This window comes from Stackebrandtia soli, from assembly GCF_965137155.1.
Classification (GTDB): domain Bacteria; phylum Actinomycetota; class Actinomycetes; order Mycobacteriales; family Micromonosporaceae; genus Stackebrandtia; species Stackebrandtia soli.
Genome location: NZ_CBCRZX010000007.1, coordinates 67,444 through 90,781, shown reverse-complemented (window position 1 = coordinate 90,781; position 23,338 = coordinate 67,444). Strand labels below are relative to the sequence as shown.

Annotated in this window: 27 protein-coding genes and 1 pseudogene; 13 read left to right on the top strand and 15 right to left on the bottom strand. The window is 67.0% G+C overall.

The features are described from left to right. Positions 1-32 precede the first annotated feature (32 nt). The 5 genes from ACM9NP_RS06755 (at position 33) to ACM9NP_RS06735 (ending at position 2,829) form a co-directional block, all read left to right on the top strand. Positions 33-407 carry a hypothetical protein gene (locus ACM9NP_RS06755; protein ID WP_415645732.1) on the top strand — a complete coding sequence of 125 codons (375 nt, stop codon included), beginning with the start codon at positions 33-35 and terminating at the stop codon, positions 405-407. 11 nt (positions 408-418) lie between these two features. Then, positions 419-865 (top strand): SRPBCC family protein, encoded by a 447-nt coding sequence (locus tag ACM9NP_RS06750; RefSeq protein ID WP_415645731.1) that lies wholly within the window; start codon positions 419-421, stop codon positions 863-865. Continuing rightward, complete coding sequence (locus ACM9NP_RS06745; protein WP_415645730.1) at positions 862-1,803, top strand: ROK family glucokinase; 942 nt, start codon at positions 862-864, stop codon at positions 1,801-1,803. Before ACM9NP_RS06750 ends, ACM9NP_RS06745 begins: the two co-directional genes overlap by 4 nt. A 125-nt stretch (positions 1,804-1,928) precedes the next feature. Next, positions 1,929-2,582, top strand: a complete 654-nt coding sequence (locus tag ACM9NP_RS06740) for a class I SAM-dependent methyltransferase (RefSeq protein WP_415645729.1) — start codon at positions 1,929-1,931, stop codon at positions 2,580-2,582. 121 nt (positions 2,583-2,703) lie between these two features. Further along, complete coding sequence (locus tag ACM9NP_RS06735; RefSeq protein WP_415645728.1) at positions 2,704-2,829, top strand: hypothetical protein; 126 nt, start codon at positions 2,704-2,706, stop codon at positions 2,827-2,829. 136 nt (positions 2,830-2,965) lie between these two features. Here the strand turns inward: ACM9NP_RS06735 and ACM9NP_RS06730 are convergent, their stop codons facing one another. The 3 genes from ACM9NP_RS06730 to ACM9NP_RS06720 all read right to left on the bottom strand — a co-directional run bounded on the left by ACM9NP_RS06730 (position 2,966) and on the right by ACM9NP_RS06720 (position 5,601). Beyond that, on the bottom strand, positions 2,966-4,204 hold the full coding sequence (locus ACM9NP_RS06730; RefSeq protein WP_415645727.1) for an ornithine cyclodeaminase, nickel-pincer nucleotide-dependent: 1,239 nt from the start codon (positions 4,202-4,204) through the stop codon (positions 2,966-2,968). Between the two features lie 96 nt (positions 4,205-4,300). Continuing rightward, positions 4,301-5,008, bottom strand: a complete 708-nt coding sequence (locus tag ACM9NP_RS06725) for a (2Fe-2S)-binding protein (protein WP_415645726.1) — start codon at positions 5,006-5,008, stop codon at positions 4,301-4,303. Positions 5,009-5,070: 62 nt separating this feature from the next. Next, on the bottom strand, positions 5,071-5,601 hold the full coding sequence (locus ACM9NP_RS06720; protein WP_415645725.1) for an NUDIX domain-containing protein: 531 nt from the start codon (positions 5,599-5,601) through the stop codon (positions 5,071-5,073). 44 nt (positions 5,602-5,645) lie between these two features. Here ACM9NP_RS06720 and ACM9NP_RS06715 point away from each other — a divergent pair, with 44 nt between their 5' ends. The 4 genes from ACM9NP_RS06715 (at position 5,646) to ACM9NP_RS06700 (ending at position 9,410) form a co-directional block, all read left to right on the top strand. Then, the gene (locus ACM9NP_RS06715; RefSeq protein ID WP_415645724.1) at positions 5,646-6,812 is read left to right on the top strand and encodes an anhydro-N-acetylmuramic acid kinase; all 1,167 of its coding nucleotides are present in this window, start codon (positions 5,646-5,648) and stop codon (positions 6,810-6,812) included. 144 nt (positions 6,813-6,956) lie between these two features. After that, complete coding sequence (locus tag ACM9NP_RS06710) at positions 6,957-8,102, top strand: WD40 repeat domain-containing protein (protein WP_415645723.1); 1,146 nt, start codon at positions 6,957-6,959, stop codon at positions 8,100-8,102. A 399-nt stretch (positions 8,103-8,501) separates the two neighbouring features. Next, positions 8,502-8,840 (top strand): hypothetical protein, encoded by a 339-nt coding sequence (locus tag ACM9NP_RS06705; RefSeq protein WP_415645722.1) that lies wholly within the window; start codon positions 8,502-8,504, stop codon positions 8,838-8,840. Between the two features lie 246 nt (positions 8,841-9,086). Then, entirely contained in the window at positions 9,087-9,410 is a 324-nt protein-coding gene (locus ACM9NP_RS06700) for a DUF3817 domain-containing protein (RefSeq protein ID WP_415645721.1), read from the top strand. A gap of 54 nt (positions 9,411-9,464) precedes the next feature. Here ACM9NP_RS06700 and ACM9NP_RS06695 read toward each other — a convergent pair whose 3' ends face one another. The 6 genes and pseudogenes from ACM9NP_RS06695 to ACM9NP_RS06670 form a co-directional block, all read right to left on the bottom strand. Beyond that, positions 9,465-10,187: a PIG-L deacetylase family protein gene (locus ACM9NP_RS06695; protein WP_415645720.1), complete on the bottom strand. Its 723-nt coding sequence runs from the start codon at positions 10,185-10,187 to the stop codon at positions 9,465-9,467. Between the two features lie 560 nt (positions 10,188-10,747). Then, positions 10,748-10,996, bottom strand: a complete 249-nt coding sequence (locus ACM9NP_RS06690) for an SHOCT domain-containing protein (protein WP_415645719.1) — start codon at positions 10,994-10,996, stop codon at positions 10,748-10,750. Next, the gene (locus tag ACM9NP_RS06685) at positions 10,993-11,217 is read right to left on the bottom strand and encodes a hypothetical protein (RefSeq protein ID WP_415645718.1); all 225 of its coding nucleotides are present in this window, start codon (positions 11,215-11,217) and stop codon (positions 10,993-10,995) included. The genes ACM9NP_RS06690 and ACM9NP_RS06685 overlap by 4 nt, the downstream gene beginning before the upstream one ends. Before the next feature lie 152 nt (positions 11,218-11,369). Then, positions 11,370-12,041, bottom strand: coding sequence for a response regulator (locus tag ACM9NP_RS06680; RefSeq protein WP_415645717.1), 672 nt, complete (start codon positions 12,039-12,041; stop codon positions 11,370-11,372). Between the two features lie 110 nt (positions 12,042-12,151). Continuing rightward, positions 12,152-12,730: a sensor histidine kinase gene (locus ACM9NP_RS06675; RefSeq protein ID WP_415645787.1), complete on the bottom strand. Its 579-nt coding sequence runs from the start codon at positions 12,728-12,730 to the stop codon at positions 12,152-12,154. A gap of 31 nt (positions 12,731-12,761) precedes the next feature. Next, a pseudogene (locus ACM9NP_RS06670) lies at positions 12,762-13,159 on the bottom strand (hypothetical protein); the annotation flags it as partial. A 582-nt stretch (positions 13,160-13,741) separates the two neighbouring features. Here ACM9NP_RS06670 and ACM9NP_RS06665 point away from each other — a divergent pair. Continuing rightward, positions 13,742-15,106, top strand: coding sequence for a flavin-containing monooxygenase (locus tag ACM9NP_RS06665; RefSeq protein WP_415645716.1), 1,365 nt, complete (start codon positions 13,742-13,744; stop codon positions 15,104-15,106). After that, positions 15,103-15,744: an alpha/beta hydrolase gene (locus ACM9NP_RS06660; protein ID WP_415645715.1), complete on the top strand. Its 642-nt coding sequence runs from the start codon at positions 15,103-15,105 to the stop codon at positions 15,742-15,744. Before ACM9NP_RS06665 ends, ACM9NP_RS06660 begins: the two co-directional genes overlap by 4 nt. Before the next feature lie 107 nt (positions 15,745-15,851). Here the strand turns inward: ACM9NP_RS06660 and pdxR are convergent, their stop codons facing one another. Then, positions 15,852-17,261, bottom strand: coding sequence for a MocR-like pyridoxine biosynthesis transcription factor PdxR (gene pdxR, locus ACM9NP_RS06655; protein WP_415645714.1), 1,410 nt, complete (start codon positions 17,259-17,261; stop codon positions 15,852-15,854). 46 nt (positions 17,262-17,307) lie between these two features. On the opposite strand from pdxR, the gene ACM9NP_RS06650 reads away from it, so the two are divergent. Continuing rightward, positions 17,308-17,760 (top strand): carboxymuconolactone decarboxylase family protein, encoded by a 453-nt coding sequence (locus ACM9NP_RS06650; protein WP_415645713.1) that lies wholly within the window; start codon positions 17,308-17,310, stop codon positions 17,758-17,760. A 285-nt stretch (positions 17,761-18,045) separates the two neighbouring features. On the opposite strand, the gene ACM9NP_RS06645 is transcribed toward ACM9NP_RS06650, so the two are convergent. The 3 genes from ACM9NP_RS06645 to ACM9NP_RS06635 all read right to left on the bottom strand — a co-directional run bounded on the left by ACM9NP_RS06645 (position 18,046) and on the right by ACM9NP_RS06635 (position 21,023). Next, positions 18,046-19,416 carry a family 43 glycosylhydrolase gene (locus ACM9NP_RS06645; protein ID WP_415645712.1) on the bottom strand — a complete coding sequence of 457 codons (1,371 nt, stop codon included), beginning with the start codon at positions 19,414-19,416 and terminating at the stop codon, positions 18,046-18,048. 237 nt (positions 19,417-19,653) lie between these two features. After that, positions 19,654-19,917 (bottom strand): hypothetical protein, encoded by a 264-nt coding sequence (locus ACM9NP_RS06640; protein ID WP_415645711.1) that lies wholly within the window; start codon positions 19,915-19,917, stop codon positions 19,654-19,656. 182 nt (positions 19,918-20,099) lie between these two features. Beyond that, the gene (locus ACM9NP_RS06635) at positions 20,100-21,023 is read right to left on the bottom strand and encodes a DMT family transporter (protein ID WP_415645710.1); all 924 of its coding nucleotides are present in this window, start codon (positions 21,021-21,023) and stop codon (positions 20,100-20,102) included. 571 nt (positions 21,024-21,594) lie between these two features. Here ACM9NP_RS06635 and ACM9NP_RS06630 point away from each other — a divergent pair. Next, entirely contained in the window at positions 21,595-22,020 is a 426-nt protein-coding gene (locus ACM9NP_RS06630; protein ID WP_415645709.1) for a hypothetical protein, read from the top strand. Between the two features lie 58 nt (positions 22,021-22,078). On the opposite strand, the gene ACM9NP_RS06625 is transcribed toward ACM9NP_RS06630, so the two are convergent. Further along, positions 22,079-22,603, bottom strand: coding sequence for a hypothetical protein (locus ACM9NP_RS06625; RefSeq protein ID WP_415645708.1), 525 nt, complete (start codon positions 22,601-22,603; stop codon positions 22,079-22,081). Next, the gene (locus ACM9NP_RS06620) at positions 22,600-23,310 is read right to left on the bottom strand and encodes an alpha/beta hydrolase (protein WP_415645786.1); all 711 of its coding nucleotides are present in this window, start codon (positions 23,308-23,310) and stop codon (positions 22,600-22,602) included. Before ACM9NP_RS06620 ends, ACM9NP_RS06625 begins: the two co-directional genes overlap by 4 nt. Positions 23,311-23,338: the final 28 nt, after the last annotated feature.

The window sequence follows — 23,338 nt, the reverse complement described above, 5'->3', positions numbered from 1 at the left end:
GATCCTTGCATAGGGCAGGGCATGATACGGACGTGCCACAAGTTGATCTCATTATCGATACGTACCTGCACGTAGTCGCCGAGGAGGCGGCCATGCGTGTCGGCGACCCGGCCTTCGGCGTCGAAATTTGGCCATTGTGGAACTGCGTCGTGTCGGAGGAACGGGGGAGCGAGGGCGTCCGGTGGGCACTGGACGACGCCCGTTTCACCGGTACCTGTGAAGTATGGCTCAAACGTCTCTCCGACGACTCGTGTCTGGCTCGCGCGTTCGTCCGGGTCGACCCTCGGCGTCCGTGGCCCGACCTCGCCGTCAAGTGGCACCGTCGTCGTGCGCGGGCGCGTGCGCAGGCGGCGCTGTGGAGCCTGAAAGACCAACTCGAATGCGCCGATTCGGTCGACGCGGGGTAGGGTCTGCGATCATGGCGGACTCGTCGACTCAATCCATAGTCATCACCGCTCCGGTCGTGGACATCGCCGAAGTCATCGCGGATTTCGAGCGTTATCCAGAGTGGATCAGCGATGTCAAGTCAATCGAGATCATCGAGGAATACGAGGATGGATACGCGCACCTCGTCGAGTTCACCCTTGACGCGGGAGTATTCAAGGACTCCTATTCCCTGCGGTATGAATACGCGCCCGACCTGAGCCGAATCAGCTGGACCCTGGATCGGGCGTCCTCGGTGCAGAAAGCCCAGGTCGGCTCCTACGACATTGCCGACAATGGCGACGGCACCTCGACGGTCACCTACACTCTCGCCGTCGACTTGAGTATCCCCATGCTTGGCATGTTCAAACGGAAAGCAGAGCGCATCATCATGGATTCGGCCCTCAAACAGTTGAAGCGGCGCGTGGAGGGCACGGCGTGACCCTCACCATCGGAATCGACATCGGCGGCACCAAGGTCGCCGGGGGAGTCGTCGACGGCTCCGGCGTCGTGCTCGCCTCCACCCTGAGATCCACCCCGGCGTCCGACCCGGCGGCGATCCGCGACGTCGTCGCCGACGTCGTCACCGAACTCCGCGCCAAGCACGAGGTGACCGCCGTCGGCATCGGCGCGGCCGGTTGGATCGACTCCGACCGCTCCACCGTCCAGTTCGCCCCGAATCTCGCATGGCGGGACGAACCGCTGCGCGACGCCCTCACCGAGCGGCTCGATCTCCCCGTCGTCGTCGAGAACGACGCCAACGTCGCCGCCTGGGCCGAGTTCCAGTTCGGCGCCGCGCGCGAGGCCGCCAGCGCCATCCTGTTCACCGTCGGCACCGGCATCGGCGGCGGCATCATCTGGAATGGCCACCTCGTCCGAGGTTCCCACGGAGTCGCCGCCGAGTTCGGCCACGGGCTCGCCGTTCCGGGCGGCCGCGAATGCGGCTGCGGACGTCACGGCTGCCTGGAGCAGTACGCCAGCGGCAACGCCCTCGTCCGGTACGCCCGCGAGACCGCCGCCGCCGACCGGGACGCCGCCGAGTTCATGCTCAAGGCCACCGGCGGTGACGTCGAGGCCATCGACGGCCCGCTCGTCACGCAGGCCGCCGAAGCCGGTGAACCCGCCGCCGTCGCCGCCTTCGTCGAGATCGGCGGCTACCTGGGCGAGGCCATGGCCGACATGGCGCAGTTCCTCGACCCCGACGTCATCATCGTCGGCGGAGGCGTCATCAAGGCCGGAGAGCTCCTGTTGGCACCCACCCGCGAACGATTCACGGCCGCGCTCGGCGCTCGCGCCCAGCTGCCCACCGCCGTCATCACGGCCGCCCAGATGGGCCGACAGGCAGGGATCATCGGCGCCGCCGACCTGGCCAGACACTGATCGAACGCGTGTGGCCGGGACACTCCGGCCACACGCGCAGACCTGCTCCCGACACCGCGTTCCTACGTCGCCCATCCGTTGATAGTCCATAGTGATTGATCTTGTTGGCGGCGTAGGCTCGCTCGATGACCGAATCCGCTTACCTGTCGCCGACGCGCGTCGCCTACGACACCGTCGCCGTCGACTACGCGGCCTTTCTGCGCGACGAACTCGACGCCAAGCCCCTCGACCGGGCGCTGCTGGCGACGTTCGCCGAACTCGTCGACGCGAATGGCACCGTCGCCGACATCGGCTGCGGCCCCGGCAGGGTCACCGCGCACCTCGCGGGCCTCGGTCTCGACGCATTCGGCGTCGACCTGTCGCCCGCGATGATCGAGGTCGCCCGCACCTCGTATCCCGGCTTGCGGTTCGACATCGGATCGATGACCGAGCTGGCCGTCGACGAGGGAACGCTCGCCGGGATCGTCGCCTGGTATTCGATCATCCACATTCCACCCGCAGATCGAAGCGCGGTCTTCGCGCGGTTCCATCGTGCGTTCGCCCCAGGTGCTTCGCTCCTGATGGCCTTCCAGATCGGCGACGAACGAGTGCGGCTCGAACACGCCTACGGCCATGACCTCGCCCTCGACGTGTACCGCGTGCCCGTCGAGGCGACGGTGCGACAGCTGACGGACGCCGGATTCCGCGTCCATTCGCGGCACGAGCGCGAACCCGAGGGCTTCGAGAAGACTCGGCAGGCCTACCTGCTCGTCACGAAGCCACCGATGGACGCCGATTAGCCGTCGGTGCGGCCGCTGGATCGGTTCCGCTCGTCCACCCGCGACGACCGGAGCCGCCGTCCTCACGCATGCAGTCTTATGTGGATTTGATCGAGAATCGTTGCGGCAGTAAGATTGCACGATGCTTGACGACATCGCAAAAACGCTATTCGGCGAGCTTGGGAACCTGGACGGGCCGGGCTGGTGCATTTGTGTACTGCTCGTGGGACTCGCCGTCTACGGCATCTATCGGCTCGTCAACGACTGATCCCGGTTCGGCGACGGCGCATGAAGCTCGGTCGCGTCTCGGTCGTGTGTGGCCGGCGGGCGTCTCTCCACGTTCAAAGGGCCGTCCCCTTGCCGCGATCGCCCCGGACGATCTCCGCTTCGGTCGGAGAGGACCGTCACCCCCGCTTGTAGCCCACGACGAGTTCCGACGCGAGTTGTTCGCAGAACAGGCCGATATCGGTGATGACGCCCGTCGCATGCGCGCTGCCCCGATCGGCGAGCTTCGTCACCGTCGCCGGATTGATGTCCACACTCACCAGAGGGATGCTCGCGGGCAGCATGTTGCCCGTCGCGATCGAATGGAGCATCGTCGCCATCATGATGACGAAACCGACGCCGGGGAGCGCCGCCCGCATCGCCCGCTGACCCTCGATGACATCCGTGTGCACGTCCGGCAGCGGCCCGTCGTCGCGCACCGAACCGACGAGAACGAACTCCTTCCCGTGCGTCACCATCGCGTGCATGACGCCGGATCGCAACACCCCACGCTCGACGGCGCCCGCGATCGAACCGCAGGCCCGAACCCGGTTGATCGCCCGAATGTGGTGCTCGTGGCCGTGCGGCACCCCGTGCCCACGATCGAGGTCGACCCCGAGGGAGGTCCCGAACAGGGCGGCCTCGATGTCGTGCGTCGCCAGGGCGTTCCCCGCGAACAGCACGTCGACGAAACCGTTCTCGATGAGCGCGACCAACGCCGGAGCGGCGCCGGTGTGCACGATCGCGGGGCCGCCGACCCACAGGATCTTGTGCCCGCGCTGCCGAACCTGCCGCATCTGGTCGGCGACCTGCCGCACCAGCAACGCCTGCGGCTTCTCGCTCGACACCTCGGACGACATGAACTCGAAGTTCGGCTCGTTCGGGTCCTCGCGAACCCGCGACGGCAACGGAACCACCTTCACTCCGTCCGCGCCGCACACGACCATGTCCCCGGCGTGGACGTCCGACACCGGGATCGTCCGCGCCCCATCGGCGTCGACGACGATCCCGCAGTCCATCTCCGGGTTGGCTACCCACACCCACGTATCTCCGAGCCGGACCCGAGTGTCGAGATTGGTCGTCGAATAGAAGTCGTCGGGGAACACCCCGTCGGCGGTCGCGGCCCGAACGGTGGCGGTACCGGGGTCGATCTGATTGGCGCCGTGGGTTTGCAGCCGCATCAGGATCCGCTCGAGTTGTTCGGTCTCGTCGGCCGAGACCGTCAACTTCACATAGGACTCATCGGTGTGGGTCCGTCCGACGTCGAGCCGGTCGATCCGATAGTCGCCCCCGTATTCGAGCACGTCGTCCAAGACCCGGGCGAACAGCCCCGAGTCGAGAATGTGCCCGCGGACCTCGACGGTCTCCGTGTGCCGCACCCGTTTCCCCGTTCGTTCGTATCGACCCGCCCACGCTAACGCCGCGGACCGTCGCAACGGGATCGACGCGCCGCCGCCTTCGCGAACGTCGCGATGTCACGGACGCCGGGGCGGGCGCGGCAACGGGCAGTCACCGCACAGGCCGCCTCCGGGGACGCGGTAGTACAGGCAGCAGCTGCGGCGCCGGAAGCCGGTCGACGCCCACTCGCCCGTGTCCGCCAGCTCCGGCGTGCCCAAGGCGACGTCGGCGAGCACCCGCCATTCCATACCGGACAGCGGCGCTGCGAGGCGCAACCCCGAGACGATCGCGGCGGCGGCGTTCCCGCGCAGCAGTCCGGCCGCGAGCCGGTGCCGCGAGGTCAGGGCGTTCGCGAGCGGGTCCAGATGTTCGCGGAAGGCGGCGGCGATGACGTGCCGCAGTACGGCGGGGCGCCCCCCGGCGATCCCCGGCCCGTTCACCCACGCCAGTCGAAGCATCTCGTCGGCCGGGATACGCCACAGTAGATTTTCCGCCGTGACGGCGGGTGCGCACGCGTCGGCCGCGACGCAACCCAGCTGCGGCGACAACAGCCGCGACGCGAAGCCCTGGTACACCAGCGAAGCGGCCACTCTCGGTTCGCAGCTCAGGTTCGCGGCGACCTTCGTGAGGAGTCCGTCGACAGTGTCGACCTCGTACAGCCGTGACATCGGTAGCCAACCGTCGCCGTCCGGTCGGGCGTAGGTGAAGAACATGCCCAGCTTGGCGGCTCGACTCGCGGCCGAGGAGATTCGGTCGGCCGGGGTCGACGTCAGTTCGGTGCTCACCCGCTACCCATCACCGTGGACGGTCGTTTCGACATCGATGACGCGACCTGAAACGGTCGCCATCATCCGTCCACCATGGTGTGGTGCTGCGGCACGATGTCGAAGAGCGTCGTCAGCGCGGCACGGACGTCGTCGAACATCGGCAGGTCCGCGAGCTCAACGGCTGTGCACCAACGGAAGGGGTGCGCGGGCTCGGTCGTCGACACGCCCGTGTCACTGACCCCGACATACTTGTGATCAATGTGGACGTGACGCTCGCGCAGATGGTTGTCGCCCGGGATGACATGCTCCACTATCCACCGCGGAGTAGGAACGATCGTCGCCCCGTCGAGCTTCAAGGGCGCCGCCGAAGGCAACAGCCGGACGTCCGACAACCCCGTCTCCTCGGCCGCCTCCCGCAGCGCCGCCTCCGCCTGATTCTCGTCGTCCTCGACATGCCCGCCCGGCATGATCCACACGTTGAAGAGGGGATGCCACACGAGCCCCGCCCGCCACCCGGCGTCCGCGTCGTGATGGAACACGAAAACGCTCGCCGTCGCGTGCTTGATCAAGGGTCGCTCCTTCGTCGGTGGGGACACGGGAGCGTCGATCATGCCCGGTCCGTGACCTCGCGGCGTCGGCAGGGCACGATAGACGGGTGCGGATCATTGGAATCATGTCGGGCACCTCATATGACGGCATCGACGTGGCGAGCGCCGACATCGACCGGGACGGCGACACCCTGACGCTGCGTCCCCTGGGCGCGTTCACGCTCCCGCATCCGGATCGGGTGCGCGACCTCGTGACCAGCGTGCTGCCACCGCGCTCGACGACGGTCGCGGCGATCACCGAACTCGACACGGCGCTCGGGCAGGCCTTCGCCGACGCCGCGAAGCGCGCCATCGCGGAGCACGCGGACGGCCAAGCCGACCTCATCGTCTCTCATGGACAGACTGTGTTCCACTGGGTGGAAGACGGTCGCGCGCTCGGCACACTGCAACTGGGGCAACCCGCGTGGATCGCGGAGGCGACCAACACGCCCGTGCTGTCCGACCTGCGTTCGGCGGACATCGCGGCGGGCGGTCAGGGCGCGCCGCTCGTGCCGATCTTCGACGCGCTGCTCCTGCCCCGCACGGACGAACCGCGTGCCGCGCTGAATCTCGGCGGTATCGCGAATCTGACCGTCATTCCCCCGGACGGTCCCATTCTCGGCTATGACGTCGGCCCCGCGAACGCCCTCATCGACGCCGCGAGTCTGGCCCTGCTCGGTGACCCGTTCGATCGCGACGGCGCCGTCGCGGCGGCCGGCACCGTTGACGCGGATCTGCTGCGGCTGTTGTTGTCCGAACCGTATTACAACCGTCCCGCGCCGAAGTCGACCGGCAAGGAACTGTTCAACGACGCCTATCTGACCGCTCACATCTCGACCTCGCCGGCCGCCGGGCGTCCGGCGGACGTCATCGCGACGGTCACGGAGCTCGCAGCGGTCACGATCGCCCGGGAATCGGACCAGCATGACGTGTCGGCGCTCATCGCGTCCGGCGGCGGCACCCACAACTCGACCCTGATGGCCCGGTTGCGGCACCACCTGGACGAAGGCCGCACCTTGTCCACGATCGACGAATTCGGGATCGGCGTCGACGAGAAGGAGGCGTACGCCTTCGCCGTCCTCGGATACCTCAGCTGGCACGGAATCCCCGGCGTGATCGAATCCGTCACGGGCGCCGATGCCGCCTCCGTCCTCGGTAGACTCACCATGACGCCGACGACCCCGAGGCCACCCGCTGAGGCGTTCACACCACCGAGCGAACTCCGCATCGTCTGACCACAAGAACAGCTGACCACCAAGTCATCGGCCAGCCTCGACGGGAGTACGCGCGTCCGCGTGACCCCGTATACGGTCCGATCAGGTGACAACTGTGGACGAATCGATGACTGTCCATCATCGAACGATCGTTACGATTCGCCGGTGATTGAAGAACCTCGAACCGTTCCCCCACCGAAGAAGCAATCCGAAGGATCGACTCGGATCCTCGCCGTCGCGCTCGTCGCAGTACTCGCGCTCGCGAGCGTCGGAGTCGCGGTGTGGCGTCCATGGGAGTCCGCTCCCGAAGTATCACCCACCATTGAGGATGTCGCAGCACCCCCGACTCTCGCGGACGGCCCGGTACCCGAGTTCCCCGAACCGATGGCGGCCGTCGCGCACGCCAGCGACATCTATTCCCTTGACGTCATCGAGATCGACGGGCGAGCGGCCATTGTGTCGAGTGCCATGGATACCACCCTCCTCGTCTCGGACGCCGAAACCGGGGAGAAGCGCTGCGCCTTCACTGGATCTGAGTCCGGGTCCGTCATTCTGGACTCGGTTCTCACAGAGGATGGCCCGCTCGTCGCCTCGGCCGACTGGGAACGGGTGTTCCTGTGGAACGCGACCGACTGTGTCGAGCTGACCGCGTTCGACGTCGATGACGTCGCTGAGGCGGATTTCTCTCGGATCGGTGACGAGCTCGTTCTGGTGGCGGCCGAGTCTGACATGGACCTCACCTCCCGGATGGTCGTGTGGGACTTGACAGGTGAGATCGTCTCCGAATGGTCCATCCTGGATGGGTATGTTCTCGATGTCGAGGCGATGGACGACGAGGGCTCGCCTGCGATCGTGATCACGGTTGTCAATGGTGACAAGGAAGCCTTCGGTCGAGTGCATTCGGTCCAGGGCGGTGACCTTCGTCGTGAATGGATCATCTCGGAGGCCTCCGGGGGCCTGTATCCGACTCCGTACGCGGACGCGGTCAACGTCGAGGACGGCGCGGTCGTGATCGTCGCGGATGAAGAAACAGGCGTCGACGTCATGTTCAGCGACGGCCGCCGGTATGGCACCTACGACGAGCATGGCGGCTTTGTCACGAAGGTCGCGGTGGTCGCGGTGAACGACGTCCTTATAGCCATGACGTTGGGCATGGACGGCATCGTGCACATCTGGAACGTCGCCACCCGCGAGCCGATCATGAAGCACCCCGCGTCCATCAGAGAAGTCTCCGCCGCCGTAGTCGGCGATCAGGCCATCTTCGCCTTCTCCTACGCCACGTCCGTCTACACCTGGACCGTCGACATCTGAGTCTCACTTCCCGATGAAGGGTGAACAGGCAGTCGTGCTCGCCCTCGAATAGTCCGTCACCACACGATCTGCGGTAGGCAGTTCAGGAGACAGGAAGAGGGACCATGGAGTGGCATCGGCCGTTTCGGTTGTATCACATGACGATTGGGAGTCGGTCGTTGTTGCTCGATTCGTTCGTCGAGGATGCGTCGCCTCGTCGGGTGTCAGTCGCGTTCTATGGAGTATCGAAGATCAGAATGGACGTGAGAATGACCTCGCTGTCCATTGAAGGCGGAGGAGATCCGGATCCGGGTGTTCGGGTGTTTCGAGTGAATGATGGCGAAGTGTGGGCTGAGTCGATGGCGTGGATTGAGGATGATCCCGATGAACCTCGTGAGCCCTCGGCGTTGGAGGCGTGAGGTGGACGAGTTGGTCAGGTGGGATCGCCCCTTCAAGCTGTGGCACTACTCGCTGTCCCATTCGGCGTTGAAGTTCACCAGCGTCGTCGATCATGTGTCGCCTCACCGAGTCGACGTCGTGTTCTCCAGTGTGGACCATCTGGATATTCGAGACCACTACGATCGCCTCGTCGTGACGAGGGGTGACTCGGATGGTGACTCGACTGTCTTCCTCATCAACGGTGGGGAGGGGAAGGTGGTCGCGGGCTACGTCAGTGATCGGTGGGACTTCCTGTCCAGAAGTAGTTCACCCGCAGTCTGTCGAAATTGGACCGAACCCGACGCGCATCTCCCATGGTGAAGCGCGAGCCTTCCGGGTGGCCCGGCTGTGAGGAAGTCGGTGGGGCCACGTCCTTTGTTGGACGCGGCCCCGTTGCCGTGACCACTGCCGCCAATGGCAGTCGTCGGTCGCACGCCACGCCACAACCGTCTCGCAAGCACCTGGACCAGGTGATGGCCGTCCCCGGCATGGCATGGCCGGGGAGGACCGAGGACGGGGCCGCCTAGACTGGCGCGGATTGTCGTCGCCGTCGACGGAGAGGCCGCCGTGTTCACCCTGAACCGCTTGTTCCAGATCACCGCCATCGCTGAAGCGTGCTCGTGGATCGGGCTCCTCGTCGGCATGTTCTTCAAGTACATCGTCGTGGGCGACGACCTCGGCGTGAAGATCTTCGGCCCCATCCACGGCGCCCTGTTCGTCGCGTACTGCGGGCTCGTGCTGCTGATCGCGCGTCGCGACTCGTGGTCGCTGAAGACCGTCGCGCTCGGTCTCGCGTGCGCCATCCCGCCGCTGACGTCGATCTGGTTCGAGCGCCGGATGGCCCGCACGGCCAAGCCCGAGGCGGTCGAGCCGGAACTCACGCACGCCTGATCCGTCGTCGCGGAGTGACGCGGGCCGCCTGCCCAGCGTCGGACGCCGCGCCCGTCACATCGACAGGACCTCGAACGACGTCGCGTGACGGCCCGAGAAGCGTTGGGCCGTTTGCAAAGCGAGCGCTCGGAGAAACTCCGACGGTTCCGCCATCGGGTGCGCGCCGAGCGCCTCCAGATACGCCTCGTGGGCGTTGAGCGAGGCGATCGACTTGTCGAGCGTGTCGGTGATGTCGACGGCGTGCGTCGCCTCCGGGGACCCGGCGACGGCGACCCTCCGCACTCCCGACCACGGCTCCAGCCTGAGATCGCTGAACAGCCAGCGGTTCGCCGCGTCCCGGACGGCGTCGAAGGTCGCGTTGCCGACGTTGCGGTGGTCGGCCATGTTCAACGCTCCCGGACCCCAGGTCGGGTGGTGGTTGATCGTGATGACGAGTTCGGGCTGGTGCCGTCGGATCGCGGCGGCGAGGTCCCGGCGCAGCGCCACGCTGTGCTCGATGAGCCCGTCGGGGTGGTCCCCGAACTCCACGACGTCGACGCCGACGATCCGGGCGCTCGCGATCTGCTCGGCGACGCGGATCGGCCCGGCTTCGGCGGGCGGTGTGTCGTCCATGCCCGCTTCGCCCTTGCTGGCGAGGTAGTAGGTGATGTCCTTGCCTTGGGCGGTCCATCGAGCGATCGCACCGGCCGCCCCGTATTCGAGGTCGTCGGGGTGGGCGACGATCGCGAGCGCGCGGGTCCAGTCGTCTTCGGGGAACTCGAACAGCGGCGTCGTCATGTCGGTGTCTCCTTCGTCGTGGGGTTCGACGATAACCTCGAGGGACGTTCGATCGTCGCAAAGAGACGTCGGGGGAGTCGGAGTGGGATTCGGCTCGTAGTCCTGGGCGATCCGACGAGTGGGGGAGATGCCGCGTGGTCATCGCGCCCGTTCACCGAACGGCCGAGTTCACGTCTTGTCGAGTTGGACGGTCAGAAGCCCGGTTCGCTCACGAGGTCGAGGTGATCAACCGCGCCAACCGGCAGCGACCAGCCACAATCGACTATCGATGGCGTCGCGGACGACGTTGGGCCATCTGCGCGGCACGGTTGCCCTCGAACAGTTCGGGCGGTCTGGGCAATTGGTTTCTACTGGTTTGCATCCACCGTTCGTCCGGGCTCGGCGGAGAGTGCGGGGGTGGCACCGGTTCGGTTTGGGCTGGTCGACCGTCGCGTCGTCCATTCTCTGGCCCAGACCGTTGACGCGGTCCAACCCGCCCGAACCAACGGGTGAGGTCCTGGGAGGTCGCGGGGTTCATGATGGTTGGCGGGTGCCGTGTGACGACACCCGCCGTGGGCCGACTATCGCTTGCGGAGCACTTCGAGGCGCTCGCGGTATTCCTCTTCGGACACTTCGCCGCGGGCGAAGCGCTCCCTCAGGACACCGACGGCGCCGTGGTTGCGGAACCGTCGCTTGAAGACGATCCCAACGGTGACGAAGACGGCGATCCAGAACAGTGGAATGAGCAGGAACCACGGTCCTCCACCGAAACCGGGGCCGTGTTCGTGCAGGTTGGAGGCAATGACGGCTTCGGTGATGATGTCGGTCATGACGGTCCTTTCGTGGTGTGCCGGTTGGACATCACCAGCGTCGCCGGATTCGACTCCCGCCGCATCGGCTCGCGGGCGGCTTCGGCGCTACCGTCACGGGAGTAGGCGTGCCGAGCCCGCGTCACCTCGTCGGAGTAGCCGCGATGGTCGAACAGCACACGTCTATGTCCGAAGACGCGCGGGACGGGTTGCGCGGCGTGCGCCGGGGGTCGAGCTTTCACGGAGTCGGCGCGAAGGAGCCCCTGTCGATGACGGGGGTTCGGAGCACCGAGCACCCCTCGCGGAGAGGTCGTCGCGGTTGACGCGACCTCCGGCGCGGCTTCGGCGTCCACCAAGGACTAACCCGGGATGCCCGACGTACGCGGGAGCGGCGCTAGGGAGTCCATCCGGGACGGACGAGGCCCGATTCGTAGGCGAAGACGACGAGCTGGGCGCGGTCGCGTGCGCCGAGTTTCGTCATGGCGCGCGAGATGTGCGTCTTCGCCGTTGCGGGGCTCATGTACAGCCGGGCCGCGATCTCGTCATTGGACAGTCCGCCGCCCGCGAGTGTCACGACCTCGCGTTCGCGTTCGGTGAGCGCGGAGGCGTCGCCGCGTGTGGCCGGGGTCTTCGCGCGGTGGGCGTATTCGGCGATGAGGCTGCGCGTCACACCTGGTGAGAGGAGCGCGTTGCCGTCGGCGACGACGCGGACGGCGCGGATCAGTTCGGCGGGTTCGGTGTCCTTGACGAGGAATCCGGACGCGCCGGAGCGCAGCGCCTCGAAGACGTATTCGTCGAGGTCGAAAGTGGTCAGGATGACGACCTTCGTCTCGGCGAGTTTCGGGTCGGCGGTCATGGCGGCGGCGGCTTCGAGACCGTCCCCGCCTGGCATGCGGATGTCCATGAGCACGACGTCGGGTGTCAGTCGCCGCGCGAGGTCGACGGCTTCCGTCCCGCTGGCGGCCTCTCCGACGACGGTGATGTCGTCGCACGAGTCGAGTAGAGCGCGGAATCCGGCGCGGACGAGCGCCTGGTCGTCCGCGAGCAGCACCGATATCGTCGTCACCGGGACCACGTTATATCGATGGCCGGGCAGGGAAGCTCCCACCGTGAGGCGGCCGGGAGCCAGGTCCGTCCACGTCATCGAGTTCCTCCCGCTGGTGGTGTGGAGACCGGTCACAGCGGCAGGCGTGCCCGGACGGTGAAGCCGCCGCCGGTGCGCGGTCCGGCGTGGAGTTCGCCGCCGAGCGCGGTGGCGCGTTCCGTCATCCCCGTGATGCCGTTGCCGAGGAGCGGGATGCCGCCCGCACCGTCGTCGGAGACGGTCACCGCCAACCATTCGTCACTGTAGGACAGTTCGATGTCGACATTCGACGCCTCGGCGTGGCGCAGCACGTTCGTGAGCGACTCCTGGATGATTCGCAGCGCGGCCAGGTCTGTTTGCGGGGTCAGCGCGGCGGGCGTCCCGTGGGTGGTGACGCGGACGGCGAGGCCCGCGCTCCGAACGCTGTGGACGAGCGTGTCGAGCTGGTCGAGACCGGCCGTCGGTTGGCGCGGGGCGGAGTCACCGACGTCGCGGAGGGTGTCGAGCGCTCCGCGCAGCGCCGCGAGCGCCTCCTTGCTGGCGCCCTTGATGGCGGCGAGCGCGGTTCGGGTCTGTTCGGGTTTCTCGTCGATGAGGTGCAGCGCGACACCGGACTGCACGTTGATGAGCGAGATGTGGTGGGCGAGGACGTCGTGCAGTTCCTGGGCGATGCGGAGGCGCTCGGCTCCGGCGCGCCGGGNNGCCTCGGCATCGCGGGCCTGCCGGGCGGCGGCGGTGCGTTCGGCGCGGACTCGCTTGATCCAGATCAGGACGGCGGCGATGACGGACCACAGCGTGGCGGCGGTCGGATAGCCGAGGGCGGCGAACAGTGCGGCGGCTCCGATGGTGACGCCGAGGACGGCGCGGGGATAGCGGTGTGCCCACCACAGGGCGATCGGGCCGATGAGGGCGATGGCGTAGGCCCAGGCGGGCGGGCCGGGGAGCTGTGACCAGTCGTGGTTGTCCCACCAGCGGTTCTGCCCGTGTCTGGGGGCGTACGCCGACATGAATCGCGTGCCGCCGAGTTGCAGCATCGCGATGGGGATCGGCAGGAACGCGCGAAGGACGCGGCGGCCGGTGTGTCGGGTGTCGTGGTGCACCGCTCCACGGTAGGCGCCCGTCGGCGCGGCCGCATGCGTCCGCGGCGGTAGTCGTCTCTACTCCCGGCGTGGTACGTCGACGCTGTTGTCGCGTAGTCCGCTGCGGCTCGGTGGAACGAGCGCGTCGGTTCGTCGAAACCTGCCGGACTCGGGCCGAGTCCCCTCCGCGTGGTTCTGTTGGAGCCGATTGAAGCGGCGGCTGAACAGTCGTTCCCTTGGGACCGTGAGGGGGCGGCGGTGTGTTGGGCCGGTGGGGTTCCCGGCCGGGTGCTTTGGCGTCGTCGATCGGGACTCGCCGCGCGTACTCGGTGTTGAGTGAAGGTCTTCGTCGGCGTCGGCCCCGCGGGGAGCCGTGCGGGCTTCGGCATTCGCGCGATTCCTTGTCTCGGAACGACTCGGCCGGTCCCCTCGAGGGCGCCTGCCGCAGGTCGCTCGCGTCGTCACACATCGCGATGCGCGGATACCTGACGGTGGGTGGGTGATCACGGTGGGCATCGGCGGCGGGGTGGTGCGGGTGGCTCGGGAAACGGTACGCTGCGGCTTCGGTTGTTGCTGTGCCCCGTTCTGGAGAGGGATGTGTCAATGTCGGAATACGACATAGATGCCGCGTACGATCGCGGTGACGCAGTGTGTGTTATTGGTGCGGGTGCATCAGGATTGTTGGCGCTGAAGAACTTGCGCGAACATGGCTTTAATGTGGACTGTTATGAGAAGGACACCGCGATCGGCGGTGGTTGGAACATCAAGCAACGCAATAGTCCGACGTATGTGAATACGCATCTGGTGTCGTCTCGAACGCAGTCGGAGCTGCCCGACTTCCCGATGCCCGACGACTGGCCGGACTATCCGCACCACACCCAGGTGCTGTCCTACTTGGAACGCTACGCGGATCATTTCGGTCTGCGGGAGCACATCTGGTTCGGCAGCGAGATCGAGCGGATCGAGCCCGCCGACCGGGGACGTTTCGACGTCATCATCAAATCCGCCTCTGGCAGCGCGGGTCGGCGGCTCCGGTACGCCGCCGTCGTGATCGCCAACGGCCACAATTGGGACCCGTACCTGCCGGAGTTCGAGGGTCAGCAGCAGTTCCGGGGAGAGATCATGCACTCCTCGGCGTACAGCGACAGCGCCCGCTTCCGGGGCAGGAAGGTCCTGGTCGTCGGGGCCGGCAACTCCGGATGCGACATCGCGTGCGAGGCCGCCGTCGTCGCCGACACCTGCTGGCACTCGACGCGGCGGGGATACTGGTACACGCCGAAGTACGTATTCGGGAAGCCCGCCGACGTCGTCGCGCACCAGCTGTCGTGGCTTCCCGGTGGGCTGCAACGTAAAGCGCGTGAGGCGATCCTCCGTCGGGTCGTCGGTGATCCGCAGCGTTTCGGCCTTCCCGCGCCGGACCACCGGATGCACCAGTCGCACCCGATCGTCAACAGTCACATCCTGCACCACATCGGCCATGGCGCGATCACCCCGAAGCCCGACATCGCGCGGTTCGACGGCCGCAAGGTCGTCTTCACCGACGAATCGACGATCGAGCCCGATCTCGTCGTCATGGCGACCGGATACCGCCCCCGGTTCGACTTCTGCGATCCGGAACTGCTCGGCATGAAGAGCGGCGAAGTGTTCCCACAGCTCTTCGCGCACATGTTCAGCCCGGGGTCGGAGACGTTGTTCGTCGCGGGGTTGCTGCAGGCCGACTCCGGTTTGTTCCCGCTCGTCCACTGGCAGACCGTCGCGATCGCGAAATGGTTGCGGGTGCGTGGCAGCGATCCCGAGCGTGCCAAGGAGTTCCGCCGCCAGGTCGTGTCCGAATCGGACACCCGGTACACCGTCACGCCGATGACCGACTCGGACCGGCACCGCCTGGAGATCTCCAGTGGACGCTATCTCGACTCGGTCGCCCGGATCATCGACACCTTGGACAAAGAAACGGAAGGTGCCCAGTGAGCCTTGAACTGTGGAGGCGTCGCTACCGTAAGGCCCCGATCACGGCGGTCAAACGCGAACTGCTCTCCGTGGAGGCCGACCCGCCCGAGCTCCCCGACGACGCGGTGCCCGCCCCGGTCCTGTGCGTCACCGGTGACGCGGCGGGCGCAGCCGTCTTCGCGGCGAACTGGTTGCCGCACATCGCTCAGCGTGGTCACGCCGCTCACGCCGTAAGCGTGCGCGGTCAGGGCGGAACACCCAAGGGCGACGGCGGTCGAGACGGAAAGGTGCACGACGTCGTTCAGGCGGCGGCCGCGCTCCCGAGTCGGTGCATCCTCATCGGACACGATCTCGGTGCCCTGTGGGTCGCCCACGCCATCACTCGATACCCGGCCGTGTGTGCGATCCTCCTGGCTCCCAAGGGTTTGACGAAGGCGCCCGCGTCGCCGCTCGGCGAGTGTCGGGTCATCGTCGCGGGCAGCCCCGATGACAAGAAATCCGGCCCGAAGGTCCTCGACCGGGCCGCGCAGGCGTACCAGGGCGCGCCGCTGCTGTTCCCGGGCATCGGACACGACGTCATGAACGACCCCAACTGGCAGCAGCCCCTCGACGCGATCCTCGACTGGATCTCGGAACCCGTCGCCACCCCGGTCTCCTGACGAAAGCCCTTATGGAGGGTGATCGCGACGCGGTCACCCTCCACAGTCATGTTCGGGTGCCCTTGGTCGATGAGGCGCGGGTTCGATAGGGAACTCGAAGCATTGCATCACGGTGTCGGTAGGGCGTCGATCAACGCGTCGAGGGCGGGTTCGAAGCGATGCGGTGCGGCGACGGCGTAACCGACGAGCACACCGTCGCGATGTGGCATCGTCGCCTGTGGATGCCGGAACTGGGAGAGGCCGTACAGCCCAAGGCCGCTCCGCCTCGCCGCCTCGACAGTGGAGGACTCCGTGCCGGTCGGCAGTCGCAGTACGGCGTGCATGCCCGCCGCGATCCCCGTGTACTCGATGTGCGGGGCTTTGCTCGCGAGCGTCGACACGAGCAGCTGTTGGCGCTGTCGATATCGCTGACGCATCCGGCGAACGTGTCGGTCATATACGCCCGAGTCGAACATGTCGGCCAGGATCAACTGCTCCGGGACCGGCGTCCACGCCTCCCAATCGCCCTTCACGTTCAACACCGCGTCGACGAGTCGGCTCGGCAGCACCATCCACCCGACCCGAACCGCCGGTGAGAGACTCTTGCTCACCGATCCGATGTAGACGACGTGCTCGGGGTCCATCGCCTGCAACGCCCCGATCGGTCGACGATCGTAGCGGAACTCGCCGTCGTAGTCGTCCTCGATGACGACGCCGCCAACCGATCGCGCCCATTCGACGGCGGCCGTCCGGCGCGACGGCAGCAGCGGTCCGCCCGTTGGAAACTGGTGTGCGGGCGTCAACAGCATCGACCGGGCCGACGGCGCGACGTCGTCGACCCGTGCGCCGTCGTCGTCGATGTCCATCGGCAGCGTGGCGACCCCGGCTTCGGCGAGGAACGACCAGTGCTGCGACAACCCGTACGCCTCGACCGCGAGCGGACCGCGCAGCACTCCGCCGAACAGCAGGCGCAGGCCGTGCCCGAAACCCGCGCACACCACGACATTCTCCGCCGACGCGCGAACCGCGCGTGTTCTGCTCACATAGGACGCCACCGCTTCGCGCAGTTCGATCGTGCCGCGTGGATCACCGGGTCCGAAAGCGTCACGCGGGGCCGCTGCGAACGCCCGTCGAGCGCTCGCCAGCCATGCCGAGCGTGGAAACGTCGCCGGGTCCGTCCTACCGGGACGCAGATCGTGTTTCATCGGCTCGACGCCCGGAATCGGCCGAGCGCGCGTTGCCGCCGGGGAGGCCGGTTCGGGCCTGGCCGCGACGCGCGTGCCGGAACCCTGGCGGGCGGTCAACCACCCCTCGGCGACCAACTCCGAGTAAGCGTTCGAGACGGTGCTTCGGGCGAGACCGAGATCCGCAGCCAGCGAACGATACGGAGGCAAGGTCGTACCCGCCGCGAGTCGTCGATCGCGGATCGCCTCGCGCAGTGCTCGGCTCAATCGTTCCTGTTGTGTTCCCGGGCCCGTCAAGCGCAACGGCAGGTCACTGCCCTCACGCTCCGCCGAATTGACCCACGATTTCTCCACGTGAGTGCACCTTACGCCTGGTCAACCCGCTCGTAGTCTTGGGCACATGGACAACACGACAACTCTTCGACTGAACCTCGCCACCGTCGCCAAGGACGCCTTCAGCGCCCTGCTGCGATACGACAAGGCGGCCACCGCGGGCGTCGACGAGACACTCGCCGACCTCGTCAAGATTCGCGCCTCCCAGATCAACGGGTGCGGCTACTGCCTCGACATGCACTCCACGGAAGCCCTGAAGAACGGCGTGCCGCAGAAGCGCCTCAACGTACTGGCCGGTTGGCGCGAGACCGCCGGAGTCTTCACCGACGCCGAACTCGCCGCGCTGGAGCTGACCGAGGAGGTCACCCTCGTCAGTCAGGGAGGCGTTCCCGATGACGTGTTCGCGGAGGCCGCGAAGCACTTCACCGACGAGGAGCTCGGCGCCCTGCTGCACCTGATCTTCGTGATCAACACGTGGAACCGCATCGCCATCGCCACCGGCAAACACGCCACCCCGTGAGCTCGGATCGCACGCGTTCTCTCGACGTCCGCGGTCGCGCCGCCGAACGCTGGGCCACGGAGTCGCGTCCGCCGGTTCGCCCGCCGGTTCGAGGCCGAGGGGCGGACACTGGCCGACGGGAATCGAAACTCGTCGTCCGAGTGGATCGACCATCGTGGCGGGTCCGTCGTGTCGGGCGATCCGAGCCGGTTCGGGCGCAATCACCCGACCGGTACCCGCGCCTCGACCTCAGCAGTCGAGAACCGACAGAGTCCCGGCACCTCGCGTCGGGCCGTTCGCGTCGACTCAGCGCACCTCGATGAAGTCGAGCTCGGTGAACGCCGAACCGTGCGCGAATCGCAGTGTGTTCCAGCCTGCGGACAGGGTGACGTTCACGTTGACCTGCTTCCAGTTGTCCCAGCCCGTGTGCGGATAGGTGACCACACCGGCGTTCGTTCCGTTGACGGACAGGCGATGCGTGGCACCGGCACTCGAACCGTTCGCGAACCCGACGGCGACCGTGTGACCACCCGCGCTCGGCGTGAACACTCTGATGTCCACATAGCTGTCTCCATAGTCGATGTACGCCACGACCTGTCCCTGGGAGGCCCCTGCCGCGTTGCCGCGTACTGAGCAGTGATTCAATGTTCCGCGTTCGGCCTCGTATCGGACCCGGCTGCCCCGCACCACGGGATAGTCGCCGGCCCAACCGAGATCGGCGCGGTACATGCTGCGCCCACCTCCGACATGGCCGTGGAAGAAGATCGAATCGACGCCGCCGTCACCACGCACGACGTCCGCGCCGCCCGGGCCGTTGACGGCGCCGTCGAGGCTCGCTCCGGTCACGAGTGGCCGGTACGCCTTCGTATAAGCCCCCGTCAGCGACGTCGAGGTCGCGTAACTCGTGAAGTAGCTGTCGTTCCAGTACTCACCACCCGCGTAGAAGAGCACGTAGTGCCCGCCCTGCTTGACGAGCACCGGCGCCTCCAGGATGCCGCGTTCGGCGGCCTGGTCGTTGCGAAGGATCGCGACGCGATTACCGATGAGGCTCAACCCGTTCGCGCTCGTCTCCTGTAGATAGACGATGGGCGGTTGGCCGATCGCGTTGGCGTCGGTCTTGTAGATCAGATAGTGCCGACCGTCCTCGCTGAAGGTCGAGGCGTCGATGGCGCCGCCTTCGTTGGCCGGGCAGACGAGCGGTCCGGAACCGACGGGCGCGAACGGTCCGGTCGGCGCGGAGGCCACGGCCGCTCCGATGCACTGGCGGTCCGGGTTGACGCTGTGAGCCGTGTAGTACAGCAGGTAGCTGCCGTCGGGGCGGCGCGAGACGTCCGGTGCCCAGGTCCGTCCCGGTGTCGCCCACGCGCCGAGATTCGGCAGGGCATCGATGCCGGTGACCGTCCACGGGCCCGTCGCGCTGTCCGATGTGGCCACCGGCACGTTGCGGCCGCTGTTGGTCGAATAGGCGTAGTACTTGTCGCCGAACTTGCTGACGTCCGGGTCGGGGAAGTTTCCGCTGATCGCCAGTTGCGGTGGCACGGCATCGATTCCGATGTCCTCGGCCACCGCTTCCGGTCGGGTGCCGATCCAGCCCAAAGTGGTCGCCACGACGAGGGCGGCGACACCGGCCACGAGGATGGCGCGCTTGCGAGATCGAATGAGGAAGCTGCTGGGCATCGGGCTCGCCTTCACGTCGTCGGTTTGATCCGCGATGGAGTGCGAGGACCATACTGAACACGCGGCGCGCCACGCAATATCGCCCGCCATGAAGGTGCCATAAGTCGAATCGCGGGTTCAGCATCAATATGATCCATAAGGGAACCGGGGCTTCCTCGCTGCCGTGCCCCCGGCAGTCGGCGCCCAGTCGGTGAACCGCGACGGAGGTTCGGCTCGTCTGCCGCGCCCGCATCGGTCTCAACCGATGAGGTTCGCCATGCCGATTCCCACGGCGGCGAGGACGGCGGGGACGGCCATGAGGGCGAGCGCGACGACGGCGCACCCGTTCCGCGCGGGTTGGACGGGCCTGTCGAGTTCTGCCCGGGCCCACTTGACGGCGGGATCGTTCTCGTCATCGTATTCGTAGTCGTTCCAACTGACGATCTTCGCGATGCACAGCATGCAGATGGTTCCGGACTGAGTGGTCGGCATCTGATCGCCGCAGGTGTTGCAGGTCGCCATCGAACCTCCGCGTGATTCCGCCCTATCGAAGGATATCGAAATATTGGAGAGTCGTCACCTAGCGTTCCGATGGCTTGTCGGTTTTGTAGTGGGTGGCGGGTGTTCCGCGAGGCGAAGTCCGTTCGGATCCACGCGCCCCGGACACCGCCGGTCGAAGAGCGGTGCGGTGAAAAGGGATCGCGCTAGGACACCGGCGTTGGGGCCGGTTCCAGCGGCGGTCGCGTTGTGGCGCGCGGCTTCCAGCGCGTCACGGCGACACCGACGAGACAGACGACGCCGCCCGCGAACGCCACGATGGACGGAACCTCGCCGATCGCGATCCACGAGAGCAGCACGGCGACGGCGGGAACGAGGAACGTCGTCGCGCCGAGCTTGCCCGCCGACGTGCGCCGCAATGCGTAAGCCCACGTCGTGAACGCGATCGCGGTCGGGAAGACTCCCAAGTAGACGACCCCGGCGATGGCCGAGGTCGGCGCGGCGGCCAGTTCCGTCACCAGTTGGGGCGCGAACGGGACGGTCACGACCGCGCCGATCGCGCAGCCGAGCCAGGTCGCCTGGATCGGGTTGACCTTGTCGATGACGGGCTTCTGGGCGACGACGCCCGCCGCGTACAGCACCGCCGCGAGCAGCGCCAAGCCGACGCCGGTCAGGCTGATGTCGCCGAAACGGCCGCCCGCCGCGATGATCGCGACACCGGAAAAGGCGATGGCACAACCGATCAGGAGCGGACGAGGGAAGCCCTCCGCCAGGAACAGTCCGGACAGGACGGCGATCAGGATGGGGCCGATGTTGACGACGAGCGCCGCCGTCCCCGCGTCCAGGTACAGTTCGGCGGCGTTCAACGCTAGGTTGTAGCCCCCGAACCACAGCACGCCGTAGACGACGATGAGGCCGAGCGCTCGCCCGCGAGGCATGGGCGCCCGCGCGAACAACGCCATTCCGCCGAGGACGAGCGCGCCGACGGCGAGCCGCCCGAGCGTCAACGCGCCGGGGGAGAAGGACTCCCCGACCATGCGGATTCCGACGAACGCCGACGCCCACAGCACCACGGTCACGGCGGCCGCGACGACGGCCCATTCCTTGGCCGTCCACGACATCTTTCCCATGGCGTGAAACCTATGCCCGCCGTCCGACGCTTCCGACGTCATCGTGATCGGCGTCACTGGTGACGCACGCGGCAGTGGGCCATGGGAATAGCTGAGCCGTCCGATGCCCCGTGGGGATCGAACACTGGCTCACTCAGATGCCGGAGCCCTCGCTCCCTGGAAGTGGCGGCATACGGCTCCCGCAGAGAGCCTTTGGTCGACAGCCAGCACCCGACAGGCAGCGTTCGACGGACGGCACCCGACAGGCGGCGCACAGACAACGCACACCGTCCGCAGTGGAACATCCGGAACGGCCGAGTCGGAGCCACCACTCCCAACGTGTTCTGAACGTTCCGCTTGGTTGGTCAAACGGCTGGCTTGGTTGGGCAAATGTCGGAAACAGGCGTGTTTTCGCAATTTGGCCAACCAAGCGGAACTTTTGCCCAACCAAGCGGAGAGAGGGGGCGAGACTGGGTCGTTGGTTGTTCGCTTCTTTCTTTTTTTTGGGGGGGCGCCGGGGTCGTCCTCGGGGATGGAAGTTCCGGCCCCTCGCCAACATCGGCCTGCGCGGGGGGTGTGCGACGATGCGGCCATGCATGCGGACGATCGAGTCGACGAAGCCGTCACCCCGGAACTGGCCTCGTTCCTGCGGACGGCGGTCGACGACCGGCCGATGGTGATCGCCGGGTCGGTGTGCGCCGCTTGCGGGGGACGGGCGTTCGCCTTGGACTTCGACGAGGTCGAAGGAGTCGCGGCGCGGGAATGCCACGGCTGCGAGGCTCGCGCGTTCATCGCCGACAGCGCCGAGTTCTGGGAAGAGGCCGACACCGGCACCGCCGTGTGCTTCACCTGCGACGGCGAGGACTTCGAGGTTGCCGTCGCGTTCACGATGGGCGACGACGGCACCGTTCGTTGGATCACGATCGGCCTGCGCTGTACTCGCGACGACACAGTGGACGTCTTCGCGGACTGGAAGATCGACTACGCGCCGACCGATCACCTTCTCACGATGGCGTGACGCGGCCTTATTCCGAGGTCGGCCGTGGCCGTCTCCTGCGACCGCTCGTGGGCGGTCGTCAGACGACGGCGCCGTTGCCCGGGTCGTCGTCCTCGTCCTCGGGTTCGGGGCGGAGCCGCCAGATCAGCATCGCCACACCACCGATGAACGCCGCCATGCCGGTGAGCCGACCGAGGTCGGAGCCGACGTCGAGCAGTTCCGGCGAGATGAACAGCGTCAACCCGCCGACGATCAGCAGCACACCGAGGATCGCGGGCGCCGACGGTCGGGGGACCGGCGGGGGCGGCGGAGGCTCGTAGTTCTCCTCCGGCTCGTCGTCGTCCTCGCCGAGATCCGCGTCCCACAGATCCAATAGGGAAGGATCCTGGCTCGGGTGCGCGAGGCGGGCCGCCGAGTCGTCCCGCGTTCGCGGCGGCTCGTCGTCCTCCTCCTCGTCCGCATCGGGCCACTCGGGCGAGTCGTTGAAGTCGGCGATCATCGCCGCGAAGCGCTCGTCCACCTCGGCCGCGTCAAGTTCGGGTTTGCCGGACTCGGACGTGTCGTCGGGTTGGTCGCGATCCGGCTCGTCGTCCTTTGTGCTCATTGTGATGCCTGGAGGCTCGTCAGTCGTTCCTTGATGAACGCGACCGTGTTGTCGAAGATGACATCCGCGTCGTGGTCCAGTGTCGCGACGTGGAAGCTGCGCGGCAGGATCGTCTCGACGACGTCCTTCGACGAGATCGAGGCGAGCACCAGGGCGGTGTTCTCCGGTTCGACGACGTGATCGACGGCGCTGCGGTACACGCGCACCGGGACGTCCACGCGCGCCAGATCCGAGCGCACGAGCTTCCACAACCGCCGCAGCGAGTTCAACGCGGGCAACGGCACCTTGTTGTAGCTCGTCTCCACGGCGTCCGGTTTGGCGATGTCACTTCCGATGCCGGGCACGGTCGCCACGAATCGGTGAATGAAGGGGACGAGGTAGTTCACGGCGAACTTCTTGCTGAACACCGACGGGTTCACCAGCACGAGTCCCGCCAACTCGTCGCCACGCTCCTCCGCGAGCCGCAGCGTCAGCGTCCCGCCCATCGACAGGCCGGCCGCGAACACGGGCACACCCGTGGCGAGCGCCTCGTCGAAGGCCCGGTCCAGTTCGCCGTACCAGTCCTGCCAGCGAGTGCGCGACATGTCCTGCCAACGGGTGCCGTGACCGGGGAGTCTCGGGCAGAACACGTTGTATCCGGCGGCGTGGAGGTGATCGCCCCACGGTCGCATCGAGGAGGGATTTCCGGTGAAACCGTGGCACAACAGAACGGTGGCGGGCGCGTCGGCGCCCGCG

Coding starts and splice junctions, on each gene's coding strand:
- ACM9NP_RS06750 (WP_415645731.1), top strand. CDS start 419: ATGGCGGACTCGTCGACTCAATCCATAGTCATCACCGCTCCGGTCGTG.
- ACM9NP_RS06740 (WP_415645729.1), top strand. CDS start 1,929: ATGACCGAATCCGCTTACCTGTCGCCGACGCGCGTCGCCTACGACACC.
- ACM9NP_RS06735 (WP_415645728.1), top strand. CDS start 2,704: ATGCTTGACGACATCGCAAAAACGCTATTCGGCGAGCTTGGGAACCTG.
- ACM9NP_RS06720 (WP_415645725.1), bottom strand. CDS start 5,601: ATGATCGACGCTCCCGTGTCCCCACCGACGAAGGAGCGACCCTTGATC.
- ACM9NP_RS06695 (WP_415645720.1), bottom strand. CDS start 10,187: ATGACGACGCCGCTGTTCGAGTTCCCCGAAGACGACTGGACCCGCGCG.
- ACM9NP_RS06690 (WP_415645719.1), bottom strand. CDS start 10,996: ATGACCGACATCATCACCGAAGCCGTCATTGCCTCCAACCTGCACGAA.
- ACM9NP_RS06665 (WP_415645716.1), top strand. CDS start 13,742: ATGTCGGAATACGACATAGATGCCGCGTACGATCGCGGTGACGCAGTG.
- ACM9NP_RS06650 (WP_415645713.1), top strand. CDS start 17,308: ATGGACAACACGACAACTCTTCGACTGAACCTCGCCACCGTCGCCAAG.
- ACM9NP_RS06645 (WP_415645712.1), bottom strand. CDS start 19,416: ATGCCCAGCAGCTTCCTCATTCGATCTCGCAAGCGCGCCATCCTCGTG.
- ACM9NP_RS06640 (WP_415645711.1), bottom strand. CDS start 19,917: ATGGCGACCTGCAACACCTGCGGCGATCAGATGCCGACCACTCAGTCC.
- ACM9NP_RS06635 (WP_415645710.1), bottom strand. CDS start 21,023: ATGGGAAAGATGTCGTGGACGGCCAAGGAATGGGCCGTCGTCGCGGCC.
- ACM9NP_RS06630 (WP_415645709.1), top strand. CDS start 21,595: ATGCATGCGGACGATCGAGTCGACGAAGCCGTCACCCCGGAACTGGCC.
- ACM9NP_RS06625 (WP_415645708.1), bottom strand. CDS start 22,603: ATGAGCACAAAGGACGACGAGCCGGATCGCGACCAACCCGACGACACG.